Raw genomic sequence first — 20,104 nt, 5'->3', positions numbered from 1 at the left:
TCATTTTGTACACAGTATAAATCAATAGTCAGGATGCAGCCAATTTTAAATCTATAAAAGTGCTTTTTTCTTAGGTGTCTGCACAAAGATCAGTGCCATTAACGCGGCAATAAAACCAAGACCGGCAGAAATCTTCATTATTTTACCATAAGCAGTAACGAAACCCGCATGGTAAGCCATTGTTACTTTCTTTTTCTGAATGGCGGTTAATCCTGCTGGAGCCCTGGCATTCCCAAGATTTGAAGTTTGGGCAATTATGGCTTGCTTTTGCTGCGCATTAAATGGTAATGCTTTAATTTCCTGCTGTAAAGCTCCAGAAAATAAAAGCACTGCCATGGAGCCCAGAACCGCATTTGCGAAAACGCCCGCAATTCTTGATACCGCATTGTTAATACCAGAAGCCGTACCCGTAAAATGATCACTTACTGAACCCATTACTGCTGCGGTAAGGGGGGCAACGGTCAAAGACATCCCAAAACCGAAAACAAGAATGCCTGGTAAAAAGGTAGTCCAGTAAGTTGAGGGGCCATTGGTTTGTTTGATAAAAGATAGTAATAGTAAACCCAGGCCAGCTAAAAACGGACCTGCAATCAGAAATAACCTTGGCCCATATTTATCGGCCAGACTACCGGCAAAACGTGCGTTAATAACCATGAAAATCGTAAACGGCAAAAACGTAAGACCGGATTCCAACTGCGTATAACCCTGTACCTGAACCATATTTAACGAAATAAATAGCATTCCTGCGCCAAGCCCCGCATAAAGGAAAAAAGTAAGCAAATTTGTTCCAGTGAAAATCGAATTGCTGAATAAACCCGGTGGCATCATTGGATGGCTGCTTTTGCGTTCGATCAGGATGAAAGCAAACAACAATAAAATTCCTGTACCAATAGCACCATATCCCTGCATATGGCTAAAGCCAACGGTTGGTAAACGCAGAAATCCAAAAGTGAGTAAAGCCAGCCCAAAAGCTATAGCAATTGCTCCATAAAAATCCACCTTCTTTGTATTCTGGTCATCTTTGATCTCTTTTACTTTTGTCGCTAAAAAGAAAAGTACAATGACTCCAATAGGCACATTGATAAAAAAGATATAACGCCACAAACCCGCATCAGCCAGTGCCCCGCCAAGTGCAGGGCCACCCATTGTCACTAAAGTAGTTGCCGCAGACCAGGTTCCGATAGCTTTTCCCCGTTCTTTTTCGTCAATGGAAGAAGAAATCAGTGATAAACTTCCCGGTATCATAAGCGCACCACCAATACCCTGTATCACTCTGAAAATGATGAGCATCGTGGCCGTAGAAGAGAACCCGCAAGCCGTGGAACCAAGAATGAAAATAAAAATCCCAATCATAAAGATTTTTTTCCGGCCCAGCCGGTCTCCTAATGTACCACCGATCAAGATCAGAGAAGCCAACATCAGCAAATAGGCATTTAATACCCAAAAGAGATCCGGCCCTGAAGCCTTTAAATGTTGTTGTAAAGAAGGCAAAATTACGTTAAGTGCCGTGGCATCGATAAATGCCATTGCCGAAGCCATAATAGTACAAGCCATAATCCATTTACCCTGGATACTTCGGAGTGGTACTGTTACCATAAATTTAATCATTAATCAAACCTTAAGCTTTTGGTCTGCCTATCCTAAATTAAACAAAATTTGTACAGGTATCCATAAGAATAAGAAAAGGTCAAAGGATAACGTTCCCGGCATCGTTTGCGCAGATTTAAATCTTGTACAGAATTAATTCCTGAAAAATTACAATTAGCATTGTCTATGAAAGGAAAATTAGTACTGCTCATCATTAGCTGTTTATCCATCTCATTCTTTGCTGAAGCTCAGGATAAGCAAATAGTTGTTGCCAAAAATGGAACCGGTGATTATCTCACCGTACAGGAAGCCATCAATGCAGTCCCCGATTTTAGAAAAGTCACAACCACAATCTTTATCAGGAATGGGATATATCAGGAGAAACTAAACCTCTCTCCATCAAAAAAACTTGTTAAACTGGTAGGAGAGGATGTTTCAAAAACGATTCTTACCTACAACGATTATGCAGCAAAGAAAAATCGCTTCGGAGAAGAAATGGGAACATCAGGGTCTTCTGGTTTTTACATTTGCGGAGATGGATTTACTGCACATAATATTACTTTTGAAAACTCTTCAGGCCCCGTTGGTCAAGCCGTTGCCCTTTGGGTATCAAGTGATCAAACGGCTTTCTTCAATTGCCGCATAAAGGGTTTCCAAGATACACTATATACCTATGGTGCAGGGAACAGGCAATATTTTAAAAACTGTTACATTGAAGGTACAGTAGATTTTATTTTCGGTGCTGCAACTGCCTTATTTGAAGATTGTACTATTTTTTGCAAACAAGGAGCCCGTTATATCACCGCGTCTTCTGCTCCAGATACGATCAAATATGGCTATGTGTTTTTAGATTGCCAAATAACAGGTGATGCATTAGAGCGTACTGTTTATCTTGGCCGGCCATGGCGTCCATATAGTAAAACTGTTTATATCAATTGTTCGCTGTCAAAACTGATCAAATCAGAAGGCTGGGACAACTGGCGTAAAGCAAGCAACGAAAAAACGGCTTACTATGCAGAATATAAAAATAAAGGTGAAGGTTTTAACCCGGAAAAACGTGTTGCATGGTCCCACCAGCTAAGTGACGATGAAGTTAAAAACTATACTACAACTTCAATTTTTAAAGGGTGGAATCCAAAAACGACCCTGGCAGAAACAGGGAAATATATCAATTATGAGCACTAAAATTTTAAAAATTCATCCCGATGATAATGTGATTGTCGCATTAACAGCTCTTAAAGCAGGTGAGACTGTTCAATATCAGGATAGTTATTATTTGCTTACCGCAGACATTCCAGCTAAACATAAGTTTTATACCACTGATATGCAGATCGGTGATCAAGTAATCATGTATGGAACCTTAGTTGGGAAAATAGAATCTAATGTGAAGGCAGGCTGGTTAATGACCACTGATAACCTGAAACATGCAGCTGCCCCGTACTTTTTCAGACCTTATCAATATCAATGGCAAGCACCGGACATCAGTAAATTCGAAGGCCTTACTTTTAATGGTTACCATCGCAAAGATGGAAATGTAGGTACTGCAAACTATTGGCTGTTTATACCGGCTGTATTCTGTGAAAACAGGAATCTTGATGTAATCAAAGAAGCATTGCATAATGAACTGGGGTATGCCGTAACAGAAAAATATAAATCTTATACCCACCAGTTAGTAGAAGCTTATCAGAACGGGGCAGATACGGCAACGCTTGCAGCGATTCCAATTGCACTGGAACCTGAGTCCCTAAGAACCAAAAGACTGTTTAAAAATATTGACGGAATCAAGTTTTTAAATCATCAGGGGGGCTGTGGCGGTATCCGCCAGGATGCCGCCGTATTAAGCAAACTATTGGCTGCTTATGCAGATCATCCCAACGTTGCAGGGGTTACCTTATTGAGTCTGGGCTGTCAGAACTTGCAGGTTCAGGATTTTCTAGATGATTTAAAAGAACGTAATCCATCTTTTGATAAAAAGCTCTATATTTTTGAACAACAACAATCTCAAAGTGAAGTGCAGTTGATTACAACAGCCATCCGTCAAACCTTTGAAGGCTTAATTGAAGCAAATCAAATGGAACGTCAGCCAGCTCCTTTAAGTAAATTATGTATTGGGGTAAAATGTGGGGGCAGTGATGGTTTTAGCGGTATTTCTGCAAACCCTGCGGTTGGTTATTGCGCCGATTTACTAGTTGCACTTGGGGCTAAAGTCCTATTGGCAGAGTTTCCTGAACTCTGTGGTGCAGAACAGGATATCATAGACAGGACAAAAGACGAAAGGGCGGCCAGGAAATTCATGAAGCTGATGTCTGCCTATAACCAGGCAGCCGAAAATGCAGGTTCAGGTTTTCACATGAACCCTTCACCGGGTAACATCAAAGATGGTTTAATTACGGATGCCATCAAGAGTAACGGTGCGGCGAAAAAAGGCGGGACATCACCTGTAGAAGATGTATTGGATTATACTGAACCTGCTTTAAAACCTGGCTTGAACTTGGTTTGCACACCAGGTAATGATGTAGAGGCCACTACAGGTAAAGCTGCAAGTGGAGCGACACTGATTTTATTTACTACAGGTTTAGGCACACCAACAGGAAACCCCGTTTGCCCGGTTATCAAAATATCCACCAACAATGCCTTAGCAGCTAAAATGAATGATATCATTGATATTAATGCAGGAGCAATCATCGCAGGTGAAAAAACTATTGAACAAATGGGCGAAGATATTTTAACCTACTGCATTCTTGCTGCCAGTGGAGAAGTGATCCCTAAATCCGTTTTATTAAATCAGGATGACTTTATCCCCTGGAAAAGAGGAATCTCCTTATAAGACAAACTGGCTTTAACGTACAAACAGGCTTGTATCCAGTACCTTTTTTTCGAAATCGTATACTGGATACTTACTTTCTATAACCTTAAGCAACATCTGCGTCGCTATCTGTCCCATCTCAAAGGCTGGCTGGCGAATCGAAGTCAGCGAAGGATTCATCAGGTCCAGTACGTCCGAATTGCTAAAACCTGTAATTGCGATATCCGCCGGAGTTTTAATATTTAAATTCTTAAATACCATCAGGCAATCAATACTTAACCTGTCACCGGCTACAAAAATGGCGTCGGGCTTTTCCCTCAGGTTCATTAATTCTTTGATTGCATTTTCAGTCTCCTGATAAAACATTCCTCCATGCGGACAATATTTAACATAGGCTTCCTCAAAAGGGATATGATGTTTGGCTAATGCTTTTTTGTAGCCATCCAGACGCTCTACACTAATTGATAAATGCGCAGAACTCGTTAAATGTGCAATTCTCTTATACCCTTTATGAATCAAATGCTCTGTAGCTTCAAAAGCTCCTTTTTCATTGTCAGCGATAACTTTGTGGGTGATTATATCTTCTGTAACCCGGTCAAAAAACACCATCGGTAATCCTTTCTGATGCAAATCCTGAAGATGTAAGGTATCACTTGTTTCAGCAGATAAAGAGATCAGCAATCCATCTACAGATCTGGAAGCTAAATGTTGAATATTGATCTTTTCCCGCTCATAAGACTCGTGGGTCTGCGTGATAATGACGTGATAACCGCGATCATAAGCAATAGATTCAATCCCGTTAATTGCCTGAGAAAAGTAATGATTGGCAACCTCAGCGACGACAACACCTATTGATTTGCTCCGGCGTTCCTTTAAACTCTGTGCAATAGGATTGGGGCGGTAGTTTATCTTTTGCGCATACTCCCGGATAATCTTTTTAGTTTCAGGGCTGATCTCATAAGTATCACGTAAAGCCCTGGAAATTGTAGAAGTTGAATAGCCAAGTGCACTGGCTATATCTTTTAATGTAGAGGGTACAAACATAACGCCTTTTTTCTATTGGTTAGAATTAACTGATCACAAGTTTACATATAAATTCTGATTGTAAAATGATAGAAAGTACGTACGGCAACGATTGCGTATTTATTTTAAGTGTAATTGTTTTATGCTGTCCTAAAACTATGTAGACTTGTCACCTATTGAAGTTAAAACAGCTAACCAAATTTTCATGAACAACTTCCGTCTAATCTTTGCAAGCTTTATCATCAGTCTGGCCATTAATGTAAATGCACAGCCTAAAGAAACAGATCCCTTTGCTCATCTGCCCGTAGTCAAAGAACCTGTATTTAAAAATGATACGCTGAGTATCCTTAAATATGGAGCAGTAAATGATGGCGTAACACTCAATACCATACCAATTAATCAAGCTATAGCAGCTAGCAGTAAAAATGGAGGTGGTGTGGTGCTGATTCCCGAAGGAATGTGGTTAACAGGGCCTATAGAACTCAAAAGTAATGTAAACCTGCATTTACAAAAAAATGCTTTGCTTCAATTTACCAAAGATCTCAATCAGTATAAATTGGTAGAAGGAAATTGGGAGGGAGTTGCTCAAATGCGTAATCAATCTCCCATCTGGGCTAATGACGAAGAAAATATTGCGATAACTGGTTATGGGATTATAGACGGCGCAGGTGATGTATGGCGGATGGTTAAAAAAGATAAATTAACAGAAAGCCAGTGGAAGGCACGTATAGCTTCCGGTGGTTTGATGAATGAAGAAAAAAAGATCTGGTATCCTTCAGAAAAAACATTTAAAGGAGCTGGAATGAAAGATCCCGGGCTGATTACTCCAGATAAATCTGCTGAATTTTACGATACTATCAAAGACTTTCTGCGGCCAAACTTACTAGTGCTCAATAATTGTAAGCAAATTTTGCTCGAAGGTGTGACTTTTCAAAATTCTCCAGCCTGGAATTTACACCCACTGCTGTGCAGCGACCTGACTGTTCGGAATGTATATGTGAAAAATCCATGGTATGCACAGAACGGTGATGGAATAGATATAGAATCCTGTAAAAATGTGCTGATCGAAGGAAGTACATTTGATGTTGGGGATGATGGAATTTGTATCAAATCGGGAAGAGATGCAGCAGGCCGCAAGCGTGGAATTCCAACAGAAAATGTAGTCATCCGCAACAGTACTGTTTATCATGCACATGGAGGCTTTGTAATCGGCAGTGAAATGTCCGGGGGAGCCAAAAATATCTATATTACAGATTGCACTTTTATTGGGACAGATATCGGTCTGAGATTTAAAACCACCAGAGGAAGAGGTGGAATTGTGGAAGGTATTTATGCCAGGAATATCAATATGAAAGATATTGTTGGAGAAGCTATCCTCTTTGATATGTACTATGCCGCAGTTGACCCAATAGTTTTAGCTGGAGAAAAAAGAGAGGCACCTCAAATTAAGAGCGTACCTGTCACTGAAGAAACACCAATATTCAGAGATTTTCATATCAGTAATATAGTCTGCGATGGAGCTTCCAAAGCGATATTTATCCGTGGTTTACCAGAATTAAACATTAGTAACATTTACTTTAATCACCTTACGATCAAATCTAAAGAAGGAATTGATTTACAGGAAGCTAAAAACATACAGCTGAAGGATATAAATCTGATTGTTGAACAATCAAAACCACTCATCAGGATACAAAGCGGAAACAACGTATCTTATAAAAATCTTGATCCGGCTACCAGATCACTTCTTCTAAAATAAGCGCAAATGAAAAGATCATTTTTCCTGAAAACGGGTTTGGCTTGCCTGTTCGTTATAAATTATGGCGTAAGTGCAACTGCACAGACTAAACCACTCAGTGAGGCCATGGCCGCTACGGTAATGGATATTTGGCAGGATTCTTTAAACCTTGATCCAGCAAATCCTAAACCTGTAAAGTGGGCTTATGATCAGGGAGTTATTTTGGAAGGGATAGAGGCTATCTGGAAAAGAACCAAATCTGATACGTACTTTAAATACCTGCAGAAATCTATGGATTTTTTTGTCACAGAAGATGGAGGAATCAGCCGCTACAAACAGACAGATTATAACATTGATAATGTTAAAAACGGGCGTACACTGCTTTCCTTATATAAAATAACCGGGCAGAAGAAATATTTTAAAGCAGCAACACTGCTCTGGGATCAGCTTAAAAGACAACCCCGTACGCAAGAAGGTGGGTTCTGGCATAAAAAAATATACCCGCATCAAATGTGGCTGGACGGGCTGTACATGGGAGAACCTTTTTATGCGGAATACGCAGCTCTGATCAAAAAAAATAAAGCTTACAACGACATCGCGAACCAGTTTATTTACATGGAGAAAAACGCGCGTGACTACAAAACAGGACTACTCTATCACGGCTGGGACGAATCAAAACAAGAACGCTGGGCAAATAAAACTACTGGTGTTTCTCCTAATTTCTGGGGCCGGGCAATGGGGTGGTATGGTATGGCTCTGGTCGATGTACTGGAATATTTTCCTGAACATCATCCAAAAAGAAAAGTCCTGCTCAACATTCTGGACCGTTTATCAATTGCTATTGGTCAATATCAGGATAAAAATTCTGGTCTGTGGTACGATATTCTTGATCAACCAGAACGCGCAGGTAACTATAAAGAAGCTTCGGCCTCCTGCATGTTTGTTTACACAATCAGTAAAGCTGTTCGCAAAGGATATTTAGACCATAAATACTTCAGCATTGCAAAACATGGCTTTCAGGGGATACAAAAAGAGTTCATTGAAGATGGGGCGAAACCTGGACAAGTCAACTTAAAAGGTACAGTAAGTGTCTCCGGATTAGGTGGGAAACCATATCGCGATGGCAGTTATGCATATTATATCAGTGAAAAGGTAATTACTAATGATCCTAAAGGCGTAGGAGCATTTATATTGGCTGCCTCAGAAATGGAAATTGCCTCAAAAGATCTTTAACCAAAACAGATCTTCAAATAAAAACAACCGCTTAAAACAAATAAAACGCATTGAGCAACTAATAACCAATTTCTTATACTAATCCATTGCTGTGAAAAAGTTTATTGATGAAAATTTCTTATTAAATAATGAAACCGCCGTATTGCTCTATCATCAATACGCAAAAGACATGGCTGTGATTGATTATCACTGTCATTTACCACCTGATCAAATTGCTGAAGACAAGAATTTTGAAAACCTGACACAGGTTTGGCTGTACGGAGATCATTATAAATGGCGTGCAATGCGTGCTAACGGAGTTCCTGAAGAATATATCACTGGAAATAAAAGCGATTGGGAGAAATTTGAAAAGTGGGCGGAAACTGTCCCCTATACACTGCGTAACCCCTTGTATCACTGGACACATTTGGAATTACAGCGTTATTTTGATATTTATGATATCTTATCTCCCGCAACAGCCAGGAAAATATATGAGGAATGTACAGCTAAACTTCAAACACCAGCTTACTCGGTAAGGAACCTGCTGCGGAAAATGAAAGTCAGTGTACTGGCTACTACCGATGATCCAACCGATGACCTCGCACATCATCAAAAGATCAAAGCCGATGGTTTTGAAATAAAAATCCTGCCAGCATTTAGGCCCGACAAAGCTATGAACGCAGATGATTTGCCTTCGCTTATTGCCTATATTAAGAAACTGCAAAACATTTCATCTCATCAAATAACAGATTTCGACAGCTATTTAAAGGCATTAAAAGACAGACACGACTACTTTGCAGCAAATGGCTGCTCTGTTTCTGATCATGGCTTAGAACAACTTTATGCTGCTGTTTATACAGATCAGGAAGTCGCTTCAATCTTTGATAAGATAATTAATCAGCAAGAATTAAATGCACAGGAAGTTTTACAGTTTAAATCTGCCATGCTTTATCATTTCGCAACCTGGGACCATGAGAAAGGATGGGTACAGCAATACCACCTGGGTGCATTAAGAAACAATAATTCACGTTTATTAGAGCGTCTTGGGCCAGATACCGGGTGGGACTCCATAGGAGATTTCCAGCAAGGACCACAGTTATCAAAATTTTTAAACAGATTGGATACGGATAACCAGCTCGCCAAGACCATTCTTTATAACCTGAATCCTTCAGATAATGAACTGATGGCAACTATGATCGGTAATTTTAACGATGGTACTATTGCCGGAAAGATTCAATTTGGTTCGGGCTGGTGGTTTCTTGACCAGAAAGATGGGATGACGCGGCAACTTAACGCGCTTTCAAATATGGGTTTGTTAAGTCGCTTTATAGGGATGCTTACCGATTCAAGGAGCTTTCTTTCTTATCCCCGTCATGAATATTTCAGAAGATTACTCTGTAATTTGCTTGGTGAGGACATAGAAAACGGAGAATTGCCCAATAATATAGACTGGGTTGGACAAATCATCAAAAATATCTGCTATAATAACGCAAAAGACTACTTTAATTTCTAAAATGATTATATAATTTAAACGTTTAAGTATAAACTATTTCCTATTTTGTACCTGATAACTTTTAATAAACATAAATTTAACGGATGAATTTTCAAGACCAGCTCAATTCCATTTTTGTTGAAGAGCATGAAATACCCGAAGCATTCCGATTGCAGCAGGAACTGCATCAGCGCGCGTATTTAAGTAATGGTGCCATGCATCCCTGGGATGGAGAAGTCCACACTGTAGTTTCCCCTGTTTGTATCAAAACTACCGAAGGCTTACAACGTAAAGTGATCGGTACTTATCCTTTGTGTAGTGAAAAAGAAGCAATGGAGGCGCTTGACGCAGCTGTCGCGGCCTATGACAATGGCCGTGGCGAATGGCCTACAATGAGTGTAGCCGACAGGATTACCCATGTAGAGAAATTTACAGGCAGAATCATTGAAAAGAAACAAGAAGTCGTTAAGCTGCTGATGTGGGAAATTGGTAAATCCTACGCCGATTCTGTGAAAGAATTTGACAGAACCGTAGAGTACATTCACGCCACCATTGACGCGCTGAAAGACCTGGATCGTCAATCTTCAAGATTTACGATAGAACAGGGGATTGTTGCACAGGTGAGGCGTTCTCCACTTGGTGTAGTACTTTGTATGGGGCCATTTAACTATCCTTTAAATGAGACTTTTACTACTTTAATTCCTGCACTTATCATGGGGAATACGCTGTTATTTAAACCACCTAAACACGGTACGCTTTTACACTATCCATTGCTGGAAGCCTTTAGAGATTCTTTTCCAAAAGGAGTAGTCAATACCATTTATGGCAGAGGAAATGTGATCATTCCCGGCTTGATGAAATCTGGAAAGATTAATGTTTTAACATTAATTGGTTCCAGTAAAGTAGCAAATGAACTGAAAAAACTGCACCCTAAAGTTAACAGGCTGCGGGCTATTTTAGGATTAGATGCAAAAAACGCGGCAATCATCACCGCGCATGCAGATTTGGCTTTGGCAGTTCAGGAAACAGTTTTGGGATCGCTGTCTTTTAACGGACAACGCTGTACTGCGCTGAAGATTATTTTCATCCATCGTTCTTTGGCCGAGGAATTCCTGAAGCTATTATCAGCAGCGGTTGCCAAACTGAAATTTGGTATGCCATGGGTAGAAGGTGTTTCCTTAACTCCTTTACCTGAACCTCATAAGCCTGCCTATCTTAAAGAATGTATTGAAGACGCTATAGCGCATGGTGCTTCAGTTATCAATGAACATGGCGGAGCTTCCAATGAATCTTTTGTATACCCTGCTATTGTTTATCCTGTAAACAAAGAAATGAAACTCTATACCGAAGAACAGTTCGGGCCAGTTATTCCTGTCGTTCCATTTGATGATCTGGAAGAAACGATCGAATACCTGATTGAATCTACCCATGGTCAGCAAGTAAGTATTTTCAGTAATGATCATGTAGAAGTGGCAGCATTAATTGACCCGCTAATCAACCAGGTAAGTCGTGTAAACATCAATTGCCAATGTCAGCGCGGGCCTGATGCGTTTCCATTTACGGGTAGAAAAGATAGTGCTGAAGGAACATTGTCAGTTGTAGATGCTTTGCGATCTTTCTCCATCCGATCTTTAGTAGCTACCAAACTGAATGATGCTAATAAGCTTTTAATCAATGAAATAATTGACGGTAATGATTCCAATTTTTTAAGCACAAAATATCTTTTTTAAAAGAATCAACAAATCTTTGACCATAAAAAGGGGAGTTCTGAATTTGTTTCAGGATTCCCTTTTTTTATGTGTCTTATTGATTTCATATTTCGGCAACGATTGCGTAGTTATTTTCCCGGATTTAAATCCATTTCGCTTGAAAACTATGTAGACTTGTTATAAAACTTAATTGATTTAATTTTTTGATTTCTCCCGGGAATAAAGAATTATACCCTTAAGCGATTATCCTAACCAAATATTTATGAGCAAATTTTATCTTTTAACTGTAGGGGTCTGCTTTTTCTGCAGTTTCCTATCCGCACAGACCCGTAAAATCTCAGGGCAGGTGACCGATGCAAAAAGCGGAGAAACACTAATTGGCGTGAGTATACTGGTTAAAGGGACCAGTCAGGGAACCAGTACCGATACCAACGGAAAATTCAGTTTAAACATTTCAGGCAGCGAGACAGTACTGGTGGTCAACTATGTAGGCTATCTGAAGAAAGAAGTTAACGCAGGCAATCAAACACAGCTACAAATTAAACTAACACCTAATGAAACGGCCTTAAGTGAAGTTGTAGTAATTGGCTATGGAACCGTAAAGAAAAGAGACCTTACCGGCTCAGTAGTTTCGGTTAAAGGCGAAGACATTGCTAAAGTTCCATCCTCAAACCCACTGGAATCTATTCAAGGTAAAGTACCGGGCGTAGATATTACCCGAAGCAGTGGTGCTGCATCATCAGGCGTAAACATCAATATCAGAGGTACAAGATCAATTTCGGCAGGCAATGGCCCGCTGATCATTGTCGATGGGGTACAATATTCAAGTCTGCAGGATTTAAACCCAAATGATATTGCCTCTATGGAGATTTTAAAAGATGCCTCTTCCACAGCAATATATGGCTCCAGAGGGGCTAACGGTGTAATCCTGATTACCACAAAAAAAGGAATTTCAGGATTGGCCACAGTTTCTCTGAATACTTATTATGGCGTATCAAAAGTATCCAGATATCCTTCAGTAATGAATGCAGAACAATATATCGAACAACGCAGACAAGCCAATCGTACCACCGGTAACTGGTCAAGTCCGGCCGACGACGTTAAAATATTTAATTCCGCAGAATATACAGCCATACAAAATAAAGAATATCTGGACTACCAGGATCTGATTTTTCATGATGGAAGTCAACAGGATTACCAGTTAGGCGTAAGAGCTGGGACTGAAAAAACCAAAGTATATTTTTCTCTTGATTACCTGGATGAAAAAGGGGTACTGAAAATGGATAAATCCAGCCGTTATACAGCCCGTTTAAACCTTGATCAGTCTATCGGTAAATACTTTACAACCGGAATGCAGGGACAATTTACGCATTATGAACAAGATAACCGCCGTGATCCACTAAATCAGGTGAACAAAATTTCTCCTTTAGGGACGCTTTACGACAATGAAGGTAAATTCATCGTTTATCCACTTGCAGGTACTTTTGTAAGTCCACTTGCCGATGAACAGCCAGATGTATATTCCAATCAGACTATCATCAATCGTACACTGCTGTCAGCTTATATGGAGTTTAAACCATTTAAAGGATTAGTTGCCCGCTCCAATCTCGGTGTAAACTTAAACAGTGACAGAACAGGGACTTATGCAGACCGTTTTTCTCTTGACCGTAACGGCTCTGTTCCAAAAGCGACTTATTCAGCCTCCAACGGTCATCTAATTAATATAGAAAACTATATCACCTATACTAAAGAAATCAAAGATCATGCTTTTACAGTCACTGGTATTAACAGTTTGCTTTATAACAGATCGGATAATATTGCAGCTTCAGGTGAAAATCAATTGTTAAAATCACAATTGTTCTATGGTCTTGGAAATACGCAAAATCAGGCGGTAAACACGGCTTATACCATGAATAACCTGATTTCATTTGCAGGCAGGTTAAATTATGCCTACAAAGGTAAATATCTGTTAACAGCAACAGGACGTACTGATGGTTCTTCGAAATTGGCAGAAGGCAATAAATGGGCGTTTTTTCCCTCTGCCGCTGTAGCCTGGAGAGTTAGTGACGAACAGTTTCTAAAAGACAATAAAATTATCAGTGACTTAAAATTAAAGTATAGCTATGGTATTGCCGGCAGTGATAATATCAATTCTTATTCAACCCAGAGCAGTTTATCAAGAATTGGATTTGCTTATGATGACGCACCAGCTCTGGCTTACGGTTACTCTCCAAGAGTCGGTAATCTGGATCTCACCTGGGAAAAAACGAAAACAAGTGACTTTGGATTAGAGATTGCACTCTTTAAAAATAGAATCACTGCGACCGTTGATTATTATGATTCTAAAACATATGATTTATTACTCAACAGAAGTCTGCCTCCAACAGATGGTGTAATCAGTGTGATTCAAAATATTGCAAAAACACGTAATAAAGGTATTGAGGTTTACATTTCTTCAAAAAATATCGTCAATAAAGATTTTCAGTGGACTACAAATATCAGTTTCAGCAGAAACAGAGAGAAGATTGTTGAACTTGCAGGAGGAGCGCAATCAGATGTGCTGAACTCCTGGTTTGTAGGCTCACCGATCCAATCTTTCTATGACTACGAAAAGATAGGGATCTGGCAAACAGCCGATGCGGCAGAAGCCGCAAAATACGGACAGAAACCAGGGGACATCCGGGTTAGTGATCTCAATAACGATGGAAAAATTGACGCAACCAATGACCGGAAAATTATAGGGACTAACCGTCCGGATTGGAGTGGAGGACTGGAAAATACATTTACTTATAAAGCCTGGGACCTGAACATTTATCTTTTCGCCAGAATGGGGCAGACTGTATATGCTGAATTCTTGCGCAGATACGATCCGCAGGGAATTAATAACAGCTCTACAATTATTAACTACTGGACACCAGAAAACGCCTCCAACGATTTTCCACGTCCAAATAAGAACATCTCGTTTAATTCTACACTATATTCTACCTCTTTAGGCTATACTGATGGATCTTTTATCAGGTTAAGGAATATTACGCTGGGGTATACAGTACCAAAAAATACCCTGGAAAAGAGTTTTATCAAAAGTGTGCGCATCTATGCAACTGCCAGAAACCCTTTTACCTATACCAAATCCTCTTTACTTAAAGAATATGATCCTGAACGGGGTGGATCAGAAGGTGCACCTATGACTAAGCTTTATACTGTTGGCTTAAACGTTACTTTTTAAACTCAAACTCATCGAAATGAAACATTATATATATAAAGGCCTGATTGTCTTTGCGGGATTGTCTGTAATGATCTCCTGTAAAAAATCACTTGTAGAAAATAACCCTTCAGGAATTACTGCTGAAAGTGTCTATACCACGCCCGCAGGATTTGAAACCCTGGTGAACGCTGCTTATTCCTACCAGCGCTGGTGGTATGGAAAAGAAGAAGGTCATAGTATCTCTGAAATGGGAACAGATCTCTGGATGAGCGGGGCTGGGGATATCAGCACTGATTTGACCCAATATATTAATTTACAGGGAACAAACGCAGCTATTACCACAGAATGGCAGCAATTATACGCTGCTGTTAATTTATGCAACGCAGGAATAAACAAAATTGCAGGAGCAGGGCTGTCCTCAACTGCCAGACCTATAAGAGAAGCTGAACTAAAGTTTCTGCGTGCATTTTATTACTGGCATATTGTTGAAACCTGGGGAGGCGTTCATTTTTCACTAAATGAAACCCAGGGTGTAATTACGACGGCGAATAAAACACCAGTAGAGACATTTAATAAGCAAATCATTGATGATTTGTTATTTGCTGTCGCTAATTTACCTTCAACCACTGCAGATTATGGAAGGGTGACCAAGCCAGCTGCTCAGGCTTTCCTGTCAAGAATGTATCTTACCCAAAAGAAAAATACGGAAGCCAGAGATATGGCACTTTCGGTAATTAATGGTGGTTATGGTTTTATTTTATTACCTGCCTATGCCGACCTGTGGAAAATGTCAAATCTCAAAAATAAGGAAGTTGTTTATACCGTTAATTACTCAACAAATCTATCATTGAATGATCTTATAGATCCGATTCTCAATCCATTAGGGCACAGCAGAGGTAGTAATAATGGACATATGTTGTACGCCATGAAATACGATGATCAGCCTGGCATGTTGCGTGACCTCGCAAATGGAAGACCATTTGACCGTTATATGCCTACCCGCTTCTTATTGGATTTATACGACGATAACGATTCCAGATATGAAGGCTCATTTCAAACGGTATGGTACGCGAATGGTACGACCAGGCCAGCTGGTATGAAAATAGGAGATACCGCTATTCTGACTACTAAAAAAGTGTTTCCATCTGCGGGTAAATTGTATAAAGTATTTGATCGCAATGCTGTTTATAATGCTAACGGAACTGTTAAGGATCAATTACATTACGTTTCTTTGATTAAGTTTGCAGATCCTACCAGAACAAGCATTAATGAGGCTCAAAGTGCCAGGGATGTCTTTGTCATCCGTTTTGCAGAATTATATCTGATTGCAGCTGAGGCTGAATTTAACCTGGGTAATCCGGGAGCTGCAGCAACTTATTTAAATGTAATACGTACCAGAGCTGCAAAACCAGGTAAAGTCACAGCTATGCAAATTACACCAGCTCAGGTTACCCTGGATTTTATATTAGATGAACGCGCAAGAGAGTTTGCCGGTGAGCAAATACGCTGGTTTGATCTGAAAAGAGCAGGTAAACTGCAGGAGCGCGTTAAAGCATTTAACCCTGATTCGAAAGGTATAACTGATTTCAATCTGGTCAGGCCCATTCCAAGAACACAAATCGACGCAGTTACCAATAAAAGTGAATTCACGCAGAATCCTGGATACCAATAGTAAATATTTGAGGGGGTTAATTTCTTTATTAATTTCTTTACAATAGAGATATTTATTACCTGATCCGGCTGATCCATCAGCAAAAGTTAAAGAGTAACCGGCACTGGGAAGTTAAGATGAAAGAGGTTAATATCGCCTGAATGAGGAAATTATCACCAGAATAACAATTTGTATACGACTTGATTCTACAGCGGGAAGAAGACGATTACAGACGGCTTAAATCTGCGGAACGCAGTTTACCGCACTCTTCCTTGAAGAAGTAGAAAGTCTTTAAGTATAAAAGGAAGTGTAGCCTTCAACCAGGCTACACTTCCTTTCCTTCATTTAATATTTCAATATAAGATCAGGAACAATTATTACCCGAAACCGTAGCACCTGCACCATTGGATGAAGTAACCGCAGCTTTGACACTGGATGAATTCAGCGTTGAAATACTGTAGGAGGGAGTAAATGCAGTATTGCCATTGCCCGATATATTCCCGGTTACATTGGTAAACGTATTTTCTTTAAGCTGAACAGCAGTAGAGGTATTGTCCATTAAGTCAACAGGATTTTTAACGTTCTCGAAAACATTAGACTCCACTAAAATATTTGCTTCAAAGCCTGCCTGTATACAACTTTTACTCACTGTACTGCTAAAATAATTGTTAACCAGGTGCACTTTGCCGAACCTTACTCTTGGCATTCTGGCTACACAGCCCTCAGCCCACCAGCAACGTACAAATGTAACCCGTAAGCGGTTCCTGTCTGCAGTAGCACTATCACTGGAACCAATCAGTCCCGAAAAACGATGGTCATCTGAACCACCCGAACCACCTGCTCTCGGTGGTTTTAAATAAGCAAATTTACAATTAGAAACCGTAATATAGTCAGAGATGTTTTTGATGTCAAAGTTACCATCCACACCATCTCTGAACTCACAATGATCTACCCAAACATTTGTACTCGCGTCTATTATTGCATTATCCCAGCCATCAACATCATAAGCTCCAGGCCCTTCGAAAATCAAATTCCTGATTATAATATTAGTACATCTTTTGATATTAATAATACCCGAATTAGCCTTTGTCTGATCTGCTGAGACTAATTTTGCTCCAGCTGTTCCGAAAATGGTTTTCCCAGTCTGATCTTGGAAAGAAATTCTTCCACCCGAAGGTATTGTGATTGTACCATTGACTTGGACTACCTTCACATTCGCATTGAGTATGGCAGCTTTTAAATCCGCATAATTGGTCACAACTGTTGGCGTTGCTGTCCCGCCACCAGTCGTTCCTCCATTTTGGGAAGCCCAACCTTGCACAACACAAGTAGCCTCGGTTGCTGTTTTCGCCTGATTTGACGTTAAGTTTTCTGTGCTGGCACCTGGATCTTTACTTTTCTGGCAGCCAAAAGAAATAAAGGCTATGCATAAAGCGACAGCCGAAGAGGTAAAGTAGTTTACGCTCATTTTCATGTTTTTCATATTAGATTTATAATTGGTTAATTATTAATCTAATCATTGAAAAAATGGAAACGAGAGTAAACAGGGAAATAAAAATCCGCAATCGATGCCGGTAACGATTGCGGAAAATATGAAGTTGCTGACCGGAACCAGATTACTTTATATTCATTTTCATCACCTTGTCCAACTCAATTGCAGAAACCTCAATAAGCTCAGGTCCAGAGTCTAAGGGATAACCATCCACTTTCTTACCCGTGATGATGACTTTTTTACCAGCATACTTATTTAAATTTATTTTTTTTACTGCCTTTAATGCAAATGTAGTCTCCGGTTGATCAGGCTTCCCTGATAAAGACTTACCATTCAATATATGTGTTCCATACTGATAAGCAGTCATTCCTCGTTTTTGCAGCACACCTGCCCAATAAAACTTAGCTTGTTTAGTATGGTTGATTTTTGGCCTTTGAGGGTTTGTTTTCTTTTGTGCAAATGAATTAGTGGAAGAAAGGCAGATTAACGCTACTGCTGATAGTGCAAGTAAATACTTCATAGGGATAAAATTGATTAATAATATAATGTCTGTGTATTATCGCTAAACGCTAATAATCATTATTACGCTACAAAACCTCAACATAAAGAGCGTAACATTTTATTAAAAATCTGGTCTATTAAACAACTATGAAAATAAAAAACATGTTGCGCTTCTTTTTTGTGCTGATTTTAGTAATTGGTGGTTTGTTGGATGTAGCTAAGGCACAGGATACCGTCCTTAGAAAAATTGATTATGGTAAGCTTGATTCCTTGAATTCGAAATTTCTAAACGAAAAAAGGCAAGTAGAGATATTTCTTCCTCAAGATTATAAGCCTGGCAGTGATCGCAAGTATGATGTGCTCTACGTGCTGGATGGTGGGAACTGGAATACAGGATTAATCAAAGAAACCCAACGTTTTTTAGAAGAGATATCCTTTATGCCCTCAACAATAATTGTCAGCGTTTTAGGTATAGATCGCAATAAGGACCTGACTCCAACACATCTGGAAGGCTGGTCAACCTCAGGCGGAGCGGATAAATTTCTGGGTTTTCTTAAAAATGAACTTATTCCTTATATCGACCAAAAATATCCATCAAATGGTGACAATACACTTTGGGGGCATTCATTGGGCGGCATGTTCGTCACTTATGCACTCTTGAATGAACCGAAAGCTTTTAAATCTTATATCGCAGTCGATCCAAGTCTTTGGTGGGACAAATGTTATATCCAAAAAATTGCATCCAGTAAGTTACCTGAATTAGCCGGTTTAGCTATCACATTTTTCATGAGTGGCAGGGAAGGTGAGCGGGGGAAAGTAATGAGGATTGATACCATGAATACTGTCCTTAAAAACTACGCTCCTGCAGGATTAACGTGGAAAAGTATAGCTTATCCGAACGAATCACACAATTCTATAAGGCTGAAAAGCACCTATGACGGCTTGAAGTTTTCTTATGCAGGTTTTAATAACAAAGCAATGTTTCATCCAATGAATGGCATTATATTGAAGGATAAACCTATTAACGTATGGTATTTTAGTGATACCACAACTGTTAATTACACGCTCGATGGAACAGTGCCCACTACAGTATCAAATAAAATGCGGCATGAACTGACTTTAACTAATGCAGCAAAAGTCACCACTAAAAATTTTACCGCCAGAGCTCATTATAATCAGGTTGTAACTGGAGATTTTATAGCCGGAAAAACATTGCATCCTATTTCAAAACAGAAAAATGTAAAGCCAGGTGGTTTTAATTATGCTTACTACGAAGGTAAATGGGAAAAATGGCCTGACTTCAGAGATTTAAAAAACCCTGTAAAAACAGGAATAACAAATGGCGATTTTAAGTTGGATAAAATCCGGAAAAAAGACAATGTTGCTGTAGTGATTGATGGACAATTGGAAACAAAGGAAGATGGTTATTATATGTTTATAATGGAGAATGGTGAAGAAGCAAACTTCTATCTTGGCAATCGTCTATTAATGAGAATGACTACTTTAAATAGCCAGCTGTGTACCTATGTAATACCATTAAAAAAAGGATTTTATCCTATTCGCTTAGAGTCCTTCCATAAAAATGAACCTTATAAATTGAAACTGAGTTATCTTACACCAAGCATAATAGCTACTAAAAATGGGGTTTCTATACCATTCAATCTTCAATATGGTCAGCACTAGAAATATTC

At 39.5% G+C, this 20,104-nt stretch carries 13 protein-coding genes; 9 read left to right on the top strand and 4 right to left on the bottom strand.

What is annotated here, in order from left to right:
- Nucleotides 1–51 precede the first annotated feature (51 nt).
- A complete protein-coding gene (locus ABIB30_RS01545) occupies nucleotides 52–1,596 on the bottom strand; it encodes an MFS transporter (protein ID WP_354298986.1) in 1,545 nt (514 codons plus the stop codon).
- 177 nt (nucleotides 1,597–1,773) lie between these two features.
- Between ABIB30_RS01545 and ABIB30_RS01540 the strand changes: the two genes are divergently transcribed.
- Nucleotides 1,774–2,772, top strand: a complete 999-nt coding sequence (locus ABIB30_RS01540; RefSeq protein WP_354298985.1) for a pectinesterase family protein — start codon at nucleotides 1,774–1,776, stop codon at nucleotides 2,770–2,772.
- Nucleotides 2,762–4,414 (top strand): UxaA family hydrolase, encoded by a 1,653-nt coding sequence (locus ABIB30_RS01535; protein ID WP_354298984.1) that lies wholly within the window; start codon nucleotides 2,762–2,764, stop codon nucleotides 4,412–4,414. Before ABIB30_RS01540 ends, ABIB30_RS01535 begins: the two co-directional genes overlap by 11 nt.
- Nucleotides 4,415–4,426: 12 nt before the next feature.
- On the opposite strand, the gene ABIB30_RS01530 is transcribed toward ABIB30_RS01535, so the two are convergent.
- On the bottom strand, nucleotides 4,427–5,437 hold the full coding sequence (locus ABIB30_RS01530) for a LacI family DNA-binding transcriptional regulator (RefSeq protein WP_354298983.1): 1,011 nt from the start codon (nucleotides 5,435–5,437) through the stop codon (nucleotides 4,427–4,429).
- Between the two features lie 184 nt (nucleotides 5,438–5,621).
- Between ABIB30_RS01530 and ABIB30_RS01525 the strand changes: the two genes are divergently transcribed.
- The 6 genes from ABIB30_RS01525 (at nucleotide 5,622) to ABIB30_RS01500 (ending at nucleotide 16,441) form a co-directional block, all read left to right on the top strand.
- Nucleotides 5,622–7,172: a glycoside hydrolase family 28 protein gene (locus tag ABIB30_RS01525; protein ID WP_354298982.1), complete on the top strand. Its 1,551-nt coding sequence runs from the start codon at nucleotides 5,622–5,624 to the stop codon at nucleotides 7,170–7,172.
- Between the two features lie 6 nt (nucleotides 7,173–7,178).
- A complete protein-coding gene (locus ABIB30_RS01520; RefSeq protein ID WP_354298981.1) occupies nucleotides 7,179–8,384 on the top strand; it encodes a glycoside hydrolase family 88/105 protein in 1,206 nt (401 codons plus the stop codon).
- A 91-nt stretch (nucleotides 8,385–8,475) separates the two neighbouring features.
- A complete protein-coding gene (gene uxaC / locus ABIB30_RS01515) occupies nucleotides 8,476–9,876 on the top strand; it encodes a glucuronate isomerase (RefSeq protein WP_354298980.1) in 1,401 nt (466 codons plus the stop codon).
- A gap of 83 nt (nucleotides 9,877–9,959) precedes the next feature.
- Nucleotides 9,960–11,585, top strand: coding sequence for an NADP-dependent glyceraldehyde-3-phosphate dehydrogenase (locus tag ABIB30_RS01510; protein WP_354298979.1), 1,626 nt, complete (start codon nucleotides 9,960–9,962; stop codon nucleotides 11,583–11,585).
- A 241-nt stretch (nucleotides 11,586–11,826) separates the two neighbouring features.
- Nucleotides 11,827–14,790 carry a SusC/RagA family TonB-linked outer membrane protein gene (locus ABIB30_RS01505; RefSeq protein WP_354298978.1) on the top strand — a complete coding sequence of 988 codons (2,964 nt, stop codon included), beginning with the start codon at nucleotides 11,827–11,829 and terminating at the stop codon, nucleotides 14,788–14,790.
- Nucleotides 14,791–14,806: 16 nt separating this feature from the next.
- The gene (locus tag ABIB30_RS01500; protein ID WP_354298977.1) at nucleotides 14,807–16,441 is read left to right on the top strand and encodes a RagB/SusD family nutrient uptake outer membrane protein; all 1,635 of its coding nucleotides are present in this window, start codon (nucleotides 14,807–14,809) and stop codon (nucleotides 16,439–16,441) included.
- Between the two features lie 343 nt (nucleotides 16,442–16,784).
- Here ABIB30_RS01500 and ABIB30_RS01495 read toward each other — a convergent pair whose 3' ends face one another.
- Nucleotides 16,785–17,903 (bottom strand): pectate lyase family protein, encoded by a 1,119-nt coding sequence (locus tag ABIB30_RS01495; RefSeq protein WP_354298976.1) that lies wholly within the window; start codon nucleotides 17,901–17,903, stop codon nucleotides 16,785–16,787.
- A 133-nt stretch (nucleotides 17,904–18,036) separates the two neighbouring features.
- Nucleotides 18,037–18,432, bottom strand: a complete 396-nt coding sequence (locus tag ABIB30_RS01490; protein ID WP_354298975.1) for a hypothetical protein — start codon at nucleotides 18,430–18,432, stop codon at nucleotides 18,037–18,039.
- Nucleotides 18,433–18,560: 128 nt separating this feature from the next.
- Between ABIB30_RS01490 and ABIB30_RS01485 the strand changes: the two genes are divergently transcribed.
- A complete protein-coding gene (locus ABIB30_RS01485; protein WP_354298974.1) occupies nucleotides 18,561–20,096 on the top strand; it encodes an alpha/beta hydrolase-fold protein in 1,536 nt (511 codons plus the stop codon).
- Nucleotides 20,097–20,104: the final 8 nt, after the last annotated feature.

It is taken from the genome of Pedobacter sp. UYP1, assembly GCF_040547305.1.
Taxonomy (GTDB): Bacteria; Bacteroidota; Bacteroidia; order Sphingobacteriales; family Sphingobacteriaceae; genus Pedobacter.
This window is presented reverse-complemented; position numbering and strand designations above follow the sequence as displayed.